Origin of the sequence: Chryseobacterium paridis (assembly GCF_016595215.1) — a bacterium.
Taxonomy (GTDB): Bacteria; Bacteroidota; Bacteroidia; order Flavobacteriales; family Weeksellaceae; genus Chryseobacterium; species Chryseobacterium paridis.
In genome coordinates, this window is record NZ_JAENHK010000010.1 from 93,411 (window position 1) to 110,786 (window position 17,376).

The following is a 17,376-nucleotide window of genomic DNA, read 5'->3' on the forward strand; positions in this document are numbered from 1 at the left end:
GAAAAGAATAGGTTTTTAATTTATTTTGATTTTATAAAATCTAAATCTTCCAACATTTCGTCGATGAAATAGAAAATTTCTTCTCTATCATATTTATCGGGAAATAAATGACCATTTATAATAAAGAATGGAGTGAAATTTAATGAGTGCCGACCATTCTCTAAACTGATTTCATGCAAATCATTTAACTCTTCTTTAAAACTAATAGTTTTATTTATTGGGGTGAGTTTAGTTAAATCTTTTGTAAGAAACCATTTCTTTAGCTCTAATAAGAAAATAGCTTCTGAGCTAAACTTATAACTTTGAATAAAAGTGCTCAATAAGTTGGTGTATTCAGTAGATTGATCTTTCGAATAATTAAATCTGATTTGTACAGAAATATCGTTAGGATATTTATTTAGAATTTTTTCCAGAATTAAATGTGCATCCATACAAAAACTACAGTATGGATTGGATATTATTGAAATATTTAGATTAGCATTTTTGTTACCAAGTAAAAAGTATGGATTATTATCAAATAATATTTTATCACTTTCTAAAAGTTCGCTTTTGAAAAATTTATAATTTCTTTTAAATTTTAAATTCTTGATATTGCTATTTTTTATTTCTTTGAAAGTATTGAGAGTACTGTTAATTCCCCAAATTAAAATTGATGTAGTTGCAAAAATCAATAGAATCAAACCGACTCCCAACCAATAAATTTCTTGATCAATAAAAAAAGAGATACTAATAAAGATTTGACATCCTAAAATTGAAATTATTAATAAACAAACTCTGCAGAAAGTTTTCACTACAAAAGATTGAATATAAATTGAATAAAACAGGAAAGGTATTGCCATTAGAGTTAAAACTCCAACAATTGCACTAATATTAGTATTAAAAAGACCTAGAATAGAAATACTTACGAAATAAATTAAACTAAAATCAGATAACTTTAATCCGAAAAAATTAATACTATCAATATCAATTACTTTATGACAAGAGGTTTGCTCGTTAAAGTGAGAACCAATTCCACATATATTATTGATTAGCGGTGCTGATCGTCCAAATTTTTGATTAAAAATTTCGTATGATAAATAAAGCCCTATGATAGAAAGGATATTGAATAATGATGCAACCCATGAAAAAAGTACTAATGAATAAATTGCATATAAAGTAAAAAGTATATAAACTAGTTTATTAAAATTTAAAAAGTGTTTCTTTTCTGTGATTTCATCTTTTTCAAAAAGCAATACAAAATCTTCTGAATCTTGGTGAAGTTCTTTTTCAGGGATTATTTTTATTTCGTTAGAATAAATACGGTAGCCATTTTTTTCTTTTTTAATAAGAGAATAAGCATCTTTGTATATAATAATGAATTCATCTTTTATCTCATGCCAATATTGCTTATTTAAGTGATAAGCATTATTTGTGATTCCCATGAAGTTTAATGTATCAGATAACGCTAACGCTGATGGATAATTAGGATGCGATTGGAATTGGAAGAAGAATTCTTGTTGGTCTATTTTTAAATTTTTTATTAAATTTTCTATTTTCATGTAATCCGAATGTATTTTAAGTATTAATTTTTTAGATATACTTTTTATTATTTCAGGATCATATTTTCAATTTCTTTTTCAGACGACAATCCTGTTGATTGAAATAAAATGTTCATTTTATTGTCAACCATAACTGTATAGGGTATGGCTTTGTTTAATTTGAACTTTATTTGTAGATCTTCATATGTGGAATTTTCATTTTCCTGAGTAATAATTAATTGTTTCCAGGTCATGTTTTCATCTTTTAATGCTTTATACCAAGAATTTCTGTTGGAATCGATAGAGATAGAGATGAATTCTATTGAGTGATTTTTTCTGGTGTAATTTTTTTTCAGTAATGGAATTTCTTTTCGACAAGGTCCACACCAACTTGCCCAAAATATTATTAGATGTGTCTTATATGCAGGGTTTAGGATATTTGTTTTATTTCCCTTATCATCTACCAATAAAGGCAATTTTATATTTTCTTGATTAAATATTTTTTTATTATATGTTAATAGCTGCTTATAAGTAAGACTATTAATAACATCTTGTTGAAAAGATAGAAGGAAGGTTTGTAGCTGATCAGGAGTAAAGTTATTTTTATTTTTTTCTATTTGAAATAATAAATGATAAGAGTAAGGGTATTTTTTTATCTTTTCTTGTATCAAATTTATTTTATCATTGGTTGTTTTTCCTTCAAATAAATCGGTATCAATATTATATAAAGCATCTGTTTGTTTTCCTGAAATAATTGATGGGCTAGAAACTAATTTGTATTTTGACTGTAACATCATTCCTTTGGGGTTAAAATCTTTTAGCGTGCCATTTATTAGAATTCTTGAATCTGACATAAAAAATTGAGACTCCCATGGAGCACCTTTATAATTTGCATGGGTTGGAAAACTGAAAGATCTGGTAATTCCATTCTTGTCCTTATGATCTAGTCCCAAATAGCTGGAATTATTTTTAATGTTCCATTTATGGTTTAAATGAAATTTACCATTCTTAGTGGTTACACTATCTATTCTATTTGAAGAATCATCTTCATAAACATATAAAACTCCATCTGGTAAATTTGAAATATAACCTTCTATAATAGTTGCATGCTGTTCTTTCTTCTTAGAACATGAATAAATTGCAAAACTTAATATAATTGCAAACAAGAAAAAAAATTTCATAATTAGGTTTTAATAAGAGGAGAGACCTTAGTCTTCTCCTCTTTTATTTTGTTATGAATTACAACGAGAATCGCCTCCGTTTGAAGTTACATTAATCATTCCTAACCCAGTTTCGCAATAGCTTGTAGAGACTTGCAATCCTGATGGTGATTCAGCTGTTAATGTCATACATGAGCCAGTTCTTGTTACCCAAGTTCCGTCACTTCCTTGAATTGCAATTGAACAAGCTCTTCTCCCACCGCCTAAATTTCTTAGGTCTTCTCGTGATAATTTTTTTAAATTATTCATAATATTTTTTTTAAATTATTGTTATAGATTTACTAATCATTACAGTGAGAAACTCCACCATTTGAAGTTATATCAACTTGCCCTAAACCGGTTTCACAATACCCGTTAAACATATTGCTAAGGGATGGTTCTACACAAGAGCCTGTGCGAGTTGTCCATTTTCCATCGCTGCCTTGTATCGCAACAGAGCAGGCTCTACGACCTCCTCCTAAATTTCTCAAATCTTCTCTTGATAATTTTTTAAGATTTTTCATAATAAAAATTTAAATAATTTTCCTACTCTTTTAGCTTTTCGGATTCCGCTGTCTTTCCAAATTTGGTTGGACAAACATAGATTAGAATTTATTATGAAAAAAAATAATGGTATAAGGATTTATAAATTCATTCCCATGAATTTATAAATCCTTATAGTTGTAATTAGTTGCAATCTAATTATTTATATGAATTTGTGTAAAGAGATTTTTATTGAAGTGAAATTTCGATTTCTTTTATATATATTGATGGTGTTGTTCCTGTTTTCTTTTTAAAAACAACAGAAAATGCCTGTACATTGTTATATCCAAGCTCTTCAGCAATAATAGGAAGTTTGTAAGATCTGAATTTTTTGTCTTCAACTAAGCGTTCCAATGCGTAATCAATTCGTAGATCATTAATATAAGTTGTAAAATTCTTCGCTTTAGTATTATTAATTATATCAGATAAATAGGTAGTATTGGTATTGATCGATTTAGCAAGAGAAGATAACGTTATGCCCTTTTTAAGAAATAATTTTTTGTTTTCAAAGTTTTCTAATTCTTTAATTATAATTAGTTTAACATTATCAGATATATTTTTTACAATCTTTTCTTCTAATTCAATTTCTACTATTTCTTCTAAGATAGATTCTTTCTCATTGTTTTTTTGTTCCCTTGGACGATTTTCGATAGAATAAATAAGGTTTTGTGCAATTTTTTTATGTTTTTTTTCTGCTTTTTTAGATTTATAAAACAAAAAGGATAATATTATAAGTAATAATGTCAGTGCAATAAGTCCAGTATATGAGAAAATCTTTTTTCTTTTTAAACCATCAATAATATTTTGTTTTTCCTGAAGTAAATTTGGAGCGTCATACTTTTTAGGAAGTTCCACAGATAAATATTTAAATTGTTCATCAAGCTTTTGATTAACTTTCAAAAATCTATCTATATAATATAATTGTTTTTCTGTATTATTTTTTTTCTTAAAGTAATCAATAAGGTAAGTGTAAACTTCTTTAAGCTCAGGAAAAGTATTGTTCGTTTTTACTACAAGTGAATCTAATTTTGTAAAATTTTGTATGGTCTTATCTTTTTGATTTAGTCCATCATATGCTTTACCTAAGCTATAGAGAACCGAATTTACATTGATATCATGAATACTTGAAAAATAGCTTTCAGCTATTTTCAAATCTTCAACAGCTCTTTTATAATTTTTGATTTTTATGTTATAGTTGCCGGAAAGGTAGAGATATTGGCTTTGACTATATTTATTTTTATTTACAATTGCTTCCTTTAATCCTTCTTTAATCAAAATATTTGCAGAGTCAATTTCAGATAGTTCAATATAACTATTGGTAAGACTTATGTGTAATTGTTGATAATCAAATTCTGATAAATAATTGGTGTTATAAAGGTAATGTCTAAATATTTTTATAGCATCTTTATTTTTTCCTATATAAGTATTTAAATAAGCAATGTTCATATCAGCGTACGCTATCTGGTCTTTGTTATTTTGTAACTTAGCATACTTTAATCCCAAAATATAATTATCTAGGGCACTTTTAAGATTATCATATTTATAATAAACATTACCTTTTAATAAATAAAGTTTTGCTGGAAACACATTACCTTTCGAGTTTTTTGTAATGATAGATAGACTATCTAAATACTTTAAAGCATCTTGAAAACTTACATTGATATGCATAAGAATGTAACCTTCAGCAATGTGATCTTTATTGTTTTCTTGCTTAGCTTTTTGTAGGTAATATTTAGCAATAACTATCGATTCAGTCGTTTTATCTTGATCATAATTATCAAAGAATTTTTTTTTCAATTGTTCATAATTGAATTCTTGTAAACGATTAATACCTTTTTGAGCAAAAATTAGATTGCTAAATAGCAATACTAAAGAAAATAAAATTTTCATCACCATATAATTCGATGCAAAAATATGGTTTTCTAGTTAAAAAAAAATTTTTTATATTTTTTTAACAAAAAAATATATATCTGATTTTTAATTTATTACCCCTGTTTTTAACACAGGATTTATAAATTCAGGGATGTGTTTTTTTGTTAAATTATTAGAAATCTTTTTCTTTGTCCCACAATTAATTTAATTATTATAAATAATGAAAAAGAAAATTCAAGAAAAAAAGAAGTTATCTTTGGACAAACTACAAGTTACAAAAATCAATAATTTAAACAAAGTTTTTGGAGGCTTAGGAAATCTAAACGCTTGGGAAAACATTGATAATGATGACGAACCAAGTAAGCCGCCAGTTAAGGATGGTAATAGTATCAGAGGATAAAAAATGAAAAAAGTAATATTTATCATTATCAGTTTTTGGTTATTTTCTATTTACGGTCAGAAAACAAATCTAGCTCCAACATTATCAGTTACTGATGTCTATCATGGAATTAAGATTATAGATCCTTATAGAAATTTAGAAAATTTAAAGGATGAAACAACAATGGCTTGGATGAAATCCCAAACAGATTATACTAATTCTATTCTTAACCAACTCCCTAAAAGAGCTTATTATTTGAAAAAAAGGCTTGAATTTGATAAGAGACAAGGATATTCTATATCTGATCTTAAAATTACTGGTAATGATAAATATTTTTATTTAAAAAAAAATGCTACCGAAAAGATAGCAAAATTATATTTTAGAGACGGATTTCAAGGGAAAGAACAACTACTTTACTCTCCATCTAGCTTTATATCAACCTATAGTACAAGTAATAACCATGAATTTGTAATCAATTATATTAGTCCTAGTAAAGATGGAAGTAGAATTGCTATTGCCATGTCTGAAAACGGTAAAGAAATGTCTGAGATGGTTATCCTTAACGTAAATGACAAAACTACTTTACCAGAAATTATTACTAATATACAACCGTCAAATGTAGGTGGAGTTCAATGGCTAGATGATAATAATGCCTTTCTTTATGTATATTATCCTGAAATGGATACAAAATCTAAAATATATAATAAGAATACAGAGACTATTCTATATAAAATTGGGACAGATCCAAAAAATCGAAAAGATATATTTTCGACAAAAAATAACCCTGAATTACATATTAGTGATTCAAAATATCCAATCATTTTAGATTATAATGACCAATATTATATCGGAATGATTCTCGATTATGATGAATATCGAAAGACCTACATAATTCCAAAAGAAGATTTATTGGCAGGAAAAAAAAATTGGAAACAATTTTATGGAAAGGATGATAAAGTTCGTTCTTTACAACTATTAGATCAAAGTGCTTTGTTTTTATCAAAATATGATTCACCAAATTACAAACTTTGTAAGACGGATGTTAAAAAGCCAAACTTTAAAACTCCAGAAATTCTTATTCCGGAAAGAAAAGATGAAGTTATAAAAAGCTTTAAGGTAACAACAGACGGTATATATTATACAACAACAAAGAATGGTGTGGAATCTAAATTATATTTTTATAAAGATGGTAAGGATCAGCAAATACTCCTTCCATATTCTTCAGGGGATATTGAAATGCAAGTTAAAGATGAAAAATCTTCAGATATCTGGATTACATGCTCCGGATGGGCAAATGACAAGCAACGCTTTAAATATAATATAAAAAATAATACTTTCAAAACGGAGAACTTAGTTCCTTCAATTGATTATCCTGAGTTTAAGGATATTGTCGTTGAGGAGCAAGTGGTAAAATCAAGAGATGGTGAGGAAATTCCGATTTCTCTTATTTACAATAAAAATTTAAAGAAAGATGGAAAAGCTCCGTTACTAATTGATGCTTATGGTGCTTATGGAATATCAAGAAGTCCTTTCTTTGCTCGAATTTATCTTTTATGGGCGGGAGAAGGAGGAATATTCGCTGTTGCTCATGTAAGAGGTGGTGGAGAGAAAGGCGAAAAATGGCGTTTAGGGGGGCATAAAAATACCAAACCTAACTCATGGAAGGATTTAATTGATTGCACTGAATATTTGATAAAAGAAAAATACTCATCAAAAGAGAAAATAGCAATTTGGGGAGCCAGCGCAGGTGGAATTACTGTTGGAAGAGCAATGACAGAAAGACCCGATCTATTTAAAGCTGTTATTTTAGAAGTAGGAATGGTAAATGCAGTTCGTGACGAAATAGCACCTAATAGTAATATTGAGGAATTCGGATCAGTTAAAGATCCCGCTGAATTTAAAGATTTGCTTGAGATGGATGCATATTTACATATTAAAAAGGGAATAAAGTATCCTTCTACATTAATAACTGGTGGTATCAATGATGAGCGTGTAGCTGTATGGGAACCAGCGAAATTTGCAGCAAAACTAATAAAAGATGATGAATCAAAAAATCCTATTTTGTTACAAGTTGATTTTGAAGGTGGGCATGGAAATAATACTGCAATTATTCACGCACATTCTAATCTATCGGATATTTTTGCATTTGCTGCTTGGCAATTAGGTATTCCGGGCTACCAACCTAAATAGAAAATCAATGCCACGTTTTCCATATAAATTTTTTGACAATTTTATTGTTCGAACTCCATTGTTCTCAAATAAAAACTTTCTAACAAAATATGGAAGTGAAGGATTTTTGGATAATGAACTAAAAGAAATCTGTATTAATCCGGTTTTTCAGGAAGCAATTTATTTGGCCTCACCTGATTTATATTTAATATTAATTAAATGGCTTTCAAATAAAGAATTACAAGATAAGGATAGTCAAAAACTTAAAGACTCACTTTTAAAATATTATATTCGAATGAGTACACGTTGTACACCATTTGGATTATTTTCAGGTGTAGGTTTAGGACAATTTGATAAAGAGAATATCGAATGTAATTCCGCCATTAAACAAAACAACTTTATAGAAAATGCAATTAGTAGAGATACAAAATTAGATATGCATTTTTTAACAACTTTATCAAAGAATATTGAAACTGAACTTAGTGTTAAAGATCAACTATTATTTTATCCCAATAATAGTATTTATATAGTTGGAGACAAAATTAGATATGTGGAGTATGAAATTAAAAATGATAAAAGAAATTATATTATTTCGACCGCAACATTAACAGATGAATTAAAACTTGTTTTACATTTTTCCAGAAAAGGAGGAAATATTTCCCAACTTTCAGAAATTCTTATTAATGATGAAATAACAAAGGAGGAAGCACATGAGTTTATTCAAGAGCTAATACTAAATAAAGTTTTAGTAAGTGAACTTGAGCCAAATGTTTCAGGAGATGATTTTTTTGAAAATATAATTAAAATCTTGTCCAAAATTGAAGAAAAAAAGGAAGAAGCATCAACTTTAGTTTTAGTGCGTAGCAAACTTTTGGAGCTGGATCAAAAAGTAGGTAATTTAATCGAAAAATATTTTGAAATTGAAGAACTTCTTAAATCATTTAAAGTACAGTATGAAAGGAAATATCTATTTCAGTCCGATCTTTATTTTAATAATCAGTATAAATTATCTAATCATTGGATAAAACAAATTAAGAGTGGCATTAGTTTTCTCAATAAAATCTCAACCGCAAATAAAGAAACACATTTGGAGAGGTTTAAGAGGGCTTTCAAAGAGACATTTGAAAATGAAGAGCTTCCATTATCTTATGTTTTAGATACAGAGATTGGGATTGGTTATCGACAAGATATTGAGGCAAAAGGTATGCATTCTTACTTGGATGATTTGGAAATAAAAGAAGTTAAGAATGAAGAGACAATAATCAAATTAACCCCAATTCAAATCATTCTTAATAAAAAACTTCAAGAAGCCCTACACAAGGGGAATTTTATAGTTACTCTTTCTGATGAAGATTTTGCTGATATTGAAGAAAATTGGGTTACAACTCCTTACACAATTTCTTTTATGGGAGAGCTAATTTCAGAAAATGGATTTGAAAAAATGATTTTATACGGCGTTAACGGAAGTAGTGCCGCAAATCTAATTGGAAGATTTTGTTCAGAAAAATCAAAAATCAAAGATATTGCAAAAACTATTTCTAAAAAAGAGGAAAAATTTGAAAACGATGTTATATTAGCTGAAGTTATACATTTACCAGATGCTAGAATAGGAAATATAATTAGAAGACCTATTTTAAGAACATATGAAATTCCGTATTTGGCAAAATCTACTTTACCTCCGGAAAATCAAATATTATTAGAAGATCTTTACATTTCTATAAAGGATGACAGGATTATATTACGATCTAAAACACTTAATAAAGAAGTAAAACCAAAATTAACAAACGCGCATAATTATTATTCCAATTCTTTACCTATCTATCATTTTTTATCTGATATAAATTCTCAAGATATAAAATCTGGATTGACTTTTGATTGGGGAGGTTTGAATCAGCTTTATTTTTTTTTACCAAGGGTAGAATATAAAAATATTATTTTATGTAAAGCGCAATGGAAGATTACAATTAGTGATGTTTCTTTCCTATTTAAAATAAAGAATGATGCAGATCAATTAATTTCAAAATTAAAAATGTGGAGAAATGAAAAAAAAATTCCTAAATGGATTCAGTTAGTTAAGTCTGATAAAACCTTAGCATTGAATTTAGAAAATTATCATATGGCTCGACTTTTTATGCAAACTATTAATAATGAAAAATCAATATTAATTGAAGAATTTTTATATGATGAAAATGATAATTTTAGACACGAATTTATTTTTCCAATGTATAAAATTGAATAAGAATGGTAAAAAGGAAATTTATTTTTGGAAGTGAATGGGTATATTTAAAAATTTCTACAGGAATCATAATTTCGGATGTAATTTTAAATCTACTTAAGCCATTAATTAAAAGTTTTCAAGATGAGAACATTACTTCAAAATGGTTTTTTATCAGATACAATGTTCCGAGATCTCATATTAGAATAAGGTTTCAATTAAATGAAGTTCATTTTTTTCATACCGTTATTTACAACATTAATGCAGTTTTAAATAAACACATACATAGTGGTGAGATTTTAAATATCCAAATTGACACTTATAATAGAGAAATTGAGAGATATGGAGAAGGCACCATCGGAGATGCAGAAACTTTATTCCAAAAAAATAGTGAATTTACTTTACAATGCCTCCATTATAATGATGAGGAAAAAATTATCATTTCTCTTTTTTATATTGATGAGATTTTAAATAACCTGAATTTATCACTTAAGGAAAAGCTGGTTTGGATCAAAGATTTTAATACAGCCTTTAAACGAGAATTTAATGCGGATAAAAAATTAAATTCTCAATTAGACAAAAAATATCGAGAGTTTCAACCAAAATATTTAGATTTTCTTCAATCAGAAGAATTTTTAGAAGAGAGGAATTCAGTGATTTCCAATATTAAAGAAAGTTATCTCGCATTGCAGAACATTATTAAGCATCATGAAACTCAATCTTTAGGAATATCAATACAAAGTTTTTTTCAAAGTATATTTCATATGAATATCAACAGGCTTTTTATATCTAATCAAAGATTATTTGAGATGGTTATTTATGACTATTTAGCAAGATATTATAAAACAAAGCTATACAATAATAAACATTGATTACTTTATTAAATAAATTAAAAAGCTAATAATTCCCTTAGATGCTTTCCTAAACCTTTCGCTAAATCTGGTAATGGGGTAAAAGAAAAGTTTCGCTTACTATTCTCAATATCACTTATAATGGCTTTAATAATTCTATTACTATTTAAAAGCAACATCATCATGACTTAAGTTTAAGCCAGTTCTTAGTCTTTTAATGATTTCTCCTAATAAAGAGAAGGTTATTTTACCTCACTCTCCGCAGATATTAAATAAAAACCTACTGAAATTGTAGGTTTTTATTTTTATTGAAGGCTTTTGCCCTAATATGTTTGTTAAAAACTTTAGTTTAAAGCGTTGACGTTATCTGTTCCATCTGGATTTGTTGGATTTTATCCTTAACTATTTTTACTTTTCGGGACTCACCCCCAATATCCAACGAACCCCAAAAAGATCTGTTATTTCGATGAGCCTTTGCTTTTTCATCTCCATAGGAAAATCTTCTATATCTCCGACAAGCTGCTTTATGAGACTAAACCGTTCCGAGGTATTCCGGCAGGGAAAATAAATTGCAAGGTGGTTACCCATTTGATATCCTTCATCATGAACAAGGTCGGAACCATAAAGAACGATACGTTCAGAGATCAGAGAACCACTAATCACTGGTTTAATGGAATATGGATTGAGAGGCATTTCCAATATTTCAAGAAAAAGTTCACCTCCAAAGCATGATTGGTAAAAAGTAAGTGCTTCTTTACAATTCCCTGCCAGGGTTATGAATACTCCGAATTTTGCAGATTTATTTTGTTGTGTAAGCATATGGTTACATTAAGCATCCGGAATTTCAGGCTCTACAAGTCTTTTTAATTTCTCCAGAGATTCCTGCCAGCCCAGATAGCACATTTCTGCAGGTATCTGTTCAGGAATACCGGTTTGTTCAATTCTGATTTCTGTTCCGCACGATACTTTGTTGAATGAGACTGTAGTAGTCATTTCGCCCTTCAAATCTGGATTATCAAACTTCTCAATATATTTAAGAAACTGCCCTTCTCTGATTTCAGTATAGGTACCACCAAAGGAATGTCCGTTACCGGTACTGAAATTAATAAAAGTCATTTTAAACTGTCCACCTTCTTTAAAATCTGCCTGCTGTACAGTACATATAAATCCATAGGGTGGAATCCATGAGGCATAAGCTGTCGCATTCGCAAATGCGCGAAAAACTTTTTCCGGAGCAGCTGTGATTATTCTGTGTAATGAAACGCTGTTGTTTGTCATTTTTTTTGATTTTAGATGTTTGAATATATTTAATTTTTTAAAATTATCCGAAGGCTATTGTACTGAGGATATTTTATCATAGGAAGTAGCCCCGGAAGCCTTTAAGTTTTCTTTTCGGACATTCCATTTCCGGAAGCGATAAGAAATTGCCAGCACTACTAAAAATATAAGTGGCATAAGCATATATCCTACATTCCCGTCAACACATGCATGGCTTATCAATGCAAATATCAGGTTAAAAGCCAGGCCTGCATAGGCCCATTCTTTTATTTTATCCGGTATTTGATTAAATGATATGGCCACAATTCCTAATACCTTACAGATAATTAATGCGTAAGCAAAATAGTCTGGATATCCCAGGGCTTTTGTTCCAGCATTTACATATTCTCTTGCAAACAATAATGTTGCAGCTGGCATAGCGCCTTCCCACAGGATCAGTACAATGGTAGCTGCCCAGAAGATTATTTTATTCTTTTTCATGATTTTGGATTTATTAATTATTAGGTGATTCTGCATATTTTACAAAATTATTTAGAATGGCCTGCCAGCCTTGCTTCTGAAATTCAGGATCATTCTGGGTTTCAGGATCAAAGCTTGTTGTTATCAATGTTTTTTCGTCCTGCATATTGAAGATAGTAGAAGCTGTTCTTCCGTCGGCCATTGTATAAGCTATTTCCTTATTTTGCTCAACCTTATCATAGATACCGGAGAAATCGAAACCGAAACTTCCATCTCTGGCTTCCATTCGGTTGGTAAATGTACCACCTACCCGGAGATCATTATTACTGCTCGGACAATGCCAGCTTGGGTCTGCTGAGTTCCAGTTCATAATGTCTTCCGGCGAATTCCACATTTTCCAAACTTTTTCCACAGGAGCATTAATTTCAGCTTGTACCTTGATTTTTTCTTGTTTTTTCATTGCTTTAATTTTTTGTTGTTATTGTTATGACAAAGATCGTATGGATAATAAAAATAAGACTGTTGCAAAAACGACAACTTAAGGGGTGGATTACGACAAAAAATATAAGTATCTTTACCACAAAATAAAAGGTATGCAGATATCAGTTTTTGTTCCTCAATATGGAACGATAGAAGCCATAACCCCGGCATTCAGGACTTTTCATACTGCCAATGAGTTTCTTTCCGTGTTTGGGAAAAAGCCCATTTTTAAAGTAGAGTATGTAGGATTAACCGAGTATGTTCCGGCTAATAGCGGGGAGTATACGATAAAGACAAACAGACTCCTTCAGAATGTTACTCATACTGATCTGCTTATTATTCCTCCTACTTTTGGGGAGATGGATGAAGGTATAGCAGCTAATGCAGATGCAATTCCTTATTTCAGGAAACTTTATTTCGGAGGGACAAGTCTTGCCAGCTTATGTGTCGGAGCCTTCCTTCTTGCAGAAACAGGTCTTCTGGACGGCAGTAAATGTTCCACTCATTGGGCTTATATCAACGAGTTTAAAAACAGGTATCCACAGATAGAAGTGGAAGACGGTGCTATTATAACAGAACATGATAATATTTACAGTAGTGGCGGAGCCAGCAGCTTATGGAACCTGATATTATACCTTGTAGAAAAATATTCAGACAGGGAAACTGCTATTATGATCTCAAAATATTTTGCGCTGGACATAAGCAGAGATAACCAGTCTCAATTTGCCATTTTCCGTGGTCAGAGAAGTCATATAGATGAACAGATTAAAAAAGTTCAGGATTTTATAGAGGAACATTATGAAGAGAAAATAACGGTTGAAGATCTTGCGACATATGCCGGTATAGGACGCCGTACGTTTGAAAGAAGGTTTAAAGATGCTACCAACAATACGCCTGTAGAATATATACAGCGGGTAAGGATAGAGGCTGCCAAAAAGTTTTTTGAAGCATCACGAAAAAATGTTTCCGAAGTAATGTATGAGGTAGGCTATACAGATACGAAGGCATTTCGCGATATTTTCAGAAAAATCACCGGACTTACGCCTATTGAGTACCGGAATAAGTTTGCCAAAGTTTATTAAGAGCAGCAAGTTCTGTGTATAATAAGCGGCAGTACTACGATATAGATTCTCGTAGTAAATCTCATTAAATTGGAATTGATAATAGCTAAAAGTGTTTAAAATGTAATAATTAAATTATGGCTAAAAAAAGTATCATTTTATTTTCAGGATTTATCATAGCAATTTTGGTCAGTTTGAGTATCCATATTGTAATGCTTCAAGTCATTGGTGTCCAATATCCAGACAACTCAGGAGTACCTTTAATTCCAAGACTGCTAAATAAGTGGTTATCTATATTAGCACTTTTTATTTTTTATTATTTGGCTAAAGATAAATTGTCTAAGAAATCAATTATAATACAATCTATTATTGTTTTTTTATTGTATTCAATGCTAAAAGAAGTACTTATTCGTGCGAACTTAATGGAAGGTGTAGTAACAACATCCTGGATATTTCCATTTATAAAGGCCGGGCCACAACTTTTAGGGTATTTAATTTTAGCTTTTGCATTGGTAATTAGCAACTTTTTTATTAAAAAGAAATGGCAACTGTTTATGGTTTCAATTTTAATAACCTGCCTTTTTCAGTTTATAGTTGAGCCTATGCTTAACTCGTTATTTGCTCCTATTATTGCCTCTTATTCACATCTGGCACATGAGGCTATTTATGAACTGCCTTATGGTTGGCACGTACTCGTACCCGCTTATCTGACTTTTGCAGAACCCGTTATTGCTGCATTTGTAATAGTATATTACATTTGGGATAATATTGCTGGGAAAGCCTGGCAGAAAGTAGTTTCAATAGGAATTTTAATCTGCTTAATCAAAGGAGCATTATTTCCACTTTTCCTTTTTACACCTTATCTCAAACTCAAATTCACTTCAGCTGTAGCTAGTGAAATCCAATTTACATTAGAGTTTTTAGCTTTAGGAATATTAACCTCTGCTTTTTGGGCTTGGTCTCAAAAAAAATAGAATTGATTTTTATTTTTTGGTGACGGATTTTGTTAAATGAATCTTTTTTTGTCAATCAAAATGCTTAAAAAATTAACATCAATAGTTTCGGTGTTTGAGCTCTCTTTAAGCATCAGAATTATTCATTGGTTTAAAGTCTTTACGGTTAGAGAATTATTATCATTAAGCCAATAATATGTACTAATTTTACATCTGAAAATACTAAAACAAATGACAACACAGGAATTCATTGCCGAAGCATTTTTGGAAGATGTGGGCAGCGGCGATTACTCTACACTGGCATCCATCCCGGCCGATGCAAAAGGTAAAGCGGTACTCAAAATAAAGGAAGACGGGATACTGGCAGGTATGCAGGTGGCACAGGAAATTTTCCATTATTTGGAAGAAGGTGCAAAATTTACCCTTTATAAAAAAGACGGCGATGTGGTGAACAACGGCGAAACAGCATTTACAGTTGAAGCCAGTGTGCACACCATACTAAAAGCCGAACGCCTGGTGTTGAATTGCATGCAGCGCATGAGCGGAATTGCCACCCTTACCAATAGGTATGTTGATAAAATAAAAGGGACTAAAACCAAAATACTCGACACCCGAAAGACCACGCCGTTGTTCCGTGAATTTGAGAAAGAAGCTGTACGCATAGGTGGCGGATACAATCTCCGCATGGGGTTGTATGATATGATCATGCTCAAGGACAACCATATCGATTTTTGCGGAGGTATTGAGAAGGCTATAAAGAAGACCAATGAATATCTGACGATCAACAATCTCGACCTGAAAATAGAGGTAGAAACCCGGAACCTGGATGATGTTCGCCGAGTACTGGAAACGGGCAACGTGTACCGCATTATGCTCGATAACTATTCGCCGGAACTAGTGGAAGAGGCTGTTGAAATAATAGGCGGCAGATATGAGACTGAAGCATCAGGTGGAATCACTCTCGATAACATCCTCTCTTACGCACGCACGGGTGTTGATTATGTATCCTTGGGCGCAATCACAAATAGGGCAGTGAGCATGGACCTGAGCTTAAAAGCACAATTGGTATAATGTAGAAACATTTTGAATTCGTTATCTACAGATATAAAATAAAACCTACTGAAAACCAGTAGGTCTTTGTTTTATTCGATTTTTTAAAGAGTTAATATTAATTCTATTTTCAAATTACTTGAAATTTCTTTATAATTTTCATGGTAAGAAAAAGTATGCTGAATATAGAATTTAATGTTTGCCAGTCTATTTATCTATTTTACCATAAAACGTTTGTAGGCCTCCTGGATGGCTTCTTCTGTTTCAGGGACTAAATAAGCTATTCCACGATGGATTTTTGCCTGTACACTTTCAACAAACGGTCTGTATGTTTCATCGTATTTTGCAAATGCAGTTATGTAATCATCATTTGAAGACAATTCCTTTGCTAAAATAGATGCTCCTTGCATTGCTAAACTTGTACCCATTCCTGTATGAAAGCTCGCTGCGTGTGCGGCATCACCCACCAATGCAATACGTCCTTTAGTCCAGGAAGGCATATGAATCTGACAAACTTCATCAAAGTATAAATTATCGGATTGAAGCATCGTATCTAAAATTTCCGGTATTCTCCATGAACAGTTTTGAAAAGTTTCTTTCAGTATCTGTTTATGTTGTTCCTGGTTTCTGTAATCAAAACTGAGCTTAGGAGATCTGAAAACAAGAATAGCATTCACCGTATTCTTAAATGGGTAGAGCGCCGCAAACTTACGAGGCTCGTTATATAGCACTCCCGTATTGGGTTTGGTTTTAATGGATGGTACTTCAGCAAAAGCAAAATATTCACCAAAAAACTTTGAATAATTCTCTTCTTCTCCAAATATTTTTTTTCTTACAGCAGAGTGCGTTCCATCAGCACCAAAAACAAAATCAAAACTACCGCTAGCTCCATTTTTAAAAGTGACTTCAACCCGATCTTCATACTGAACTAAGGTATCAATTCTGTTTTCAAATAGAATATCTACTTCATTTTTTGGAATGTTTTCATAAAGTATATCTACCAGATCATCGCGATGAATTTCAATATCACCAAGATATTCGGCTTGGGCATTTAATGAAAATGTAACGATTGTTTCATTTTTGGCATTTACAATTTCATCGACATGCAAAAATTCTTTCGCTTTTATTTTTTCCAGTATGCCCATTTCCTTTGCAACGTTTAAGGCATCTCCTCTTACATCAATGGGAGAGCCGCCTCTTCTCAACCCTTTTGAAATTTCGACAATGGTTACCTTATACCCGAATCTGTTTAACCAATAGGCCAGGGTCAATCCGGCAATACTTGCACCTGATATTAAAACCTGCTTTTTCATAATTTTTATTTTTTGTTTTACAATACAAAATTGTTAG

Annotated in this window: 17 protein-coding genes; 7 read left to right on the top strand and 10 right to left on the bottom strand. The window is 30.8% G+C overall.

The window, feature by feature from the left end; all coding sequences use genetic code 11:
• Nucleotides 1-20: 20 nt before the first annotated feature.
• The 5 genes from JHL15_RS10270 to JHL15_RS10290 all read right to left on the bottom strand — a co-directional run bounded on the left by JHL15_RS10270 (nt 21) and on the right by JHL15_RS10290 (nt 5,149).
• On the bottom strand, nt 21-1,538 hold the full coding sequence (locus JHL15_RS10270; RefSeq protein ID WP_200245544.1) for a vitamin K epoxide reductase family protein: 1,518 nt from the start codon (nt 1,536-1,538) through the stop codon (nt 21-23).
• A 47-nt stretch (nt 1,539-1,585) separates the two neighbouring features.
• Nucleotides 1,586-2,698 carry an AhpC/TSA family protein gene (locus tag JHL15_RS10275; RefSeq protein ID WP_200245546.1) on the bottom strand — a complete coding sequence of 371 codons (1,113 nt, stop codon included), beginning with the start codon at nt 2,696-2,698 and terminating at the stop codon, nt 1,586-1,588.
• A 51-nt stretch (nt 2,699-2,749) separates the two neighbouring features.
• A complete protein-coding gene (locus JHL15_RS10280; RefSeq protein WP_200245548.1) occupies nt 2,750-2,986 on the bottom strand; it encodes a bacteriocin-like protein in 237 nt (78 codons plus the stop codon).
• A 32-nt stretch (nt 2,987-3,018) separates the two neighbouring features.
• On the bottom strand, nt 3,019-3,240 hold the full coding sequence (locus JHL15_RS10285) for a bacteriocin-like protein (protein ID WP_200245550.1): 222 nt from the start codon (nt 3,238-3,240) through the stop codon (nt 3,019-3,021).
• A 208-nt stretch (nt 3,241-3,448) separates the two neighbouring features.
• On the bottom strand, nt 3,449-5,149 hold the full coding sequence (locus tag JHL15_RS10290) for a helix-turn-helix domain-containing protein (RefSeq protein ID WP_200245553.1): 1,701 nt from the start codon (nt 5,147-5,149) through the stop codon (nt 3,449-3,451).
• Nucleotides 5,150-5,351: 202 nt separating this feature from the next.
• Between JHL15_RS10290 and JHL15_RS10295 the strand changes: the two genes are divergently transcribed.
• From JHL15_RS10295 to JHL15_RS10310, 4 genes are read left to right on the top strand one after another with little or no spacing between them, the layout of a single operon-like run.
• Complete coding sequence (locus JHL15_RS10295; RefSeq protein WP_200245554.1) at nt 5,352-5,531, top strand: hypothetical protein; 180 nt, start codon at nt 5,352-5,354, stop codon at nt 5,529-5,531.
• Nucleotides 5,532-5,534: 3 nt separating this feature from the next.
• On the top strand, nt 5,535-7,700 hold the full coding sequence (locus tag JHL15_RS10300) for a prolyl oligopeptidase family serine peptidase (RefSeq protein WP_200245556.1): 2,166 nt from the start codon (nt 5,535-5,537) through the stop codon (nt 7,698-7,700).
• A gap of 7 nt (nt 7,701-7,707) precedes the next feature.
• Entirely contained in the window at nt 7,708-9,918 is a 2,211-nt protein-coding gene (locus JHL15_RS10305; RefSeq protein ID WP_200245558.1) for a lantibiotic dehydratase family protein, read from the top strand.
• A gap of 2 nt (nt 9,919-9,920) precedes the next feature.
• The gene (locus JHL15_RS10310; protein WP_200245559.1) at nt 9,921-10,766 is read left to right on the top strand and encodes a thiopeptide-type bacteriocin biosynthesis protein; all 846 of its coding nucleotides are present in this window, start codon (nt 9,921-9,923) and stop codon (nt 10,764-10,766) included.
• Between the two features lie 387 nt (nt 10,767-11,153).
• Here the strand turns inward: JHL15_RS10310 and JHL15_RS10315 are convergent, their stop codons facing one another.
• The 4 genes from JHL15_RS10315 to JHL15_RS10330 are packed head-to-tail and all read right to left on the bottom strand — an operon-like array spanning nt 11,154 to nt 12,942.
• The gene (locus tag JHL15_RS10315) at nt 11,154-11,564 is read right to left on the bottom strand and encodes a VOC family protein (RefSeq protein ID WP_200245561.1); all 411 of its coding nucleotides are present in this window, start codon (nt 11,562-11,564) and stop codon (nt 11,154-11,156) included.
• 9 nt (nt 11,565-11,573) lie between these two features.
• Nucleotides 11,574-12,023, bottom strand: coding sequence for an SRPBCC family protein (locus JHL15_RS10320; protein ID WP_200245563.1), 450 nt, complete (start codon nt 12,021-12,023; stop codon nt 11,574-11,576).
• Nucleotides 12,024-12,077: 54 nt separating this feature from the next.
• The gene (locus JHL15_RS10325; protein WP_200245564.1) at nt 12,078-12,503 is read right to left on the bottom strand and encodes a DoxX family protein; all 426 of its coding nucleotides are present in this window, start codon (nt 12,501-12,503) and stop codon (nt 12,078-12,080) included.
• Between the two features lie 13 nt (nt 12,504-12,516).
• Nucleotides 12,517-12,942, bottom strand: coding sequence for an SRPBCC family protein (locus JHL15_RS10330; protein WP_200245565.1), 426 nt, complete (start codon nt 12,940-12,942; stop codon nt 12,517-12,519).
• 133 nt (nt 12,943-13,075) lie between these two features.
• Between JHL15_RS10330 and JHL15_RS10335 the strand changes: the two genes are divergently transcribed.
• From JHL15_RS10335 to nadC, 3 genes are all read left to right on the top strand, one after another.
• The gene (locus JHL15_RS10335; protein WP_200245566.1) at nt 13,076-14,044 is read left to right on the top strand and encodes a GlxA family transcriptional regulator; all 969 of its coding nucleotides are present in this window, start codon (nt 13,076-13,078) and stop codon (nt 14,042-14,044) included.
• A gap of 116 nt (nt 14,045-14,160) precedes the next feature.
• The gene (locus JHL15_RS10340; protein ID WP_200245567.1) at nt 14,161-14,997 is read left to right on the top strand and encodes a hypothetical protein; all 837 of its coding nucleotides are present in this window, start codon (nt 14,161-14,163) and stop codon (nt 14,995-14,997) included.
• A 210-nt stretch (nt 14,998-15,207) separates the two neighbouring features.
• Complete coding sequence (gene nadC / locus JHL15_RS10345) at nt 15,208-16,047, top strand: carboxylating nicotinate-nucleotide diphosphorylase (RefSeq protein WP_200245568.1); 840 nt, start codon at nt 15,208-15,210, stop codon at nt 16,045-16,047.
• Nucleotides 16,048-16,241: 194 nt separating this feature from the next.
• Here nadC and JHL15_RS10350 read toward each other — a convergent pair whose 3' ends face one another.
• On the bottom strand, nt 16,242-17,339 hold the full coding sequence (locus JHL15_RS10350) for an FAD-dependent monooxygenase (protein ID WP_200245569.1): 1,098 nt from the start codon (nt 17,337-17,339) through the stop codon (nt 16,242-16,244).
• Nucleotides 17,340-17,376: the final 37 nt, after the last annotated feature.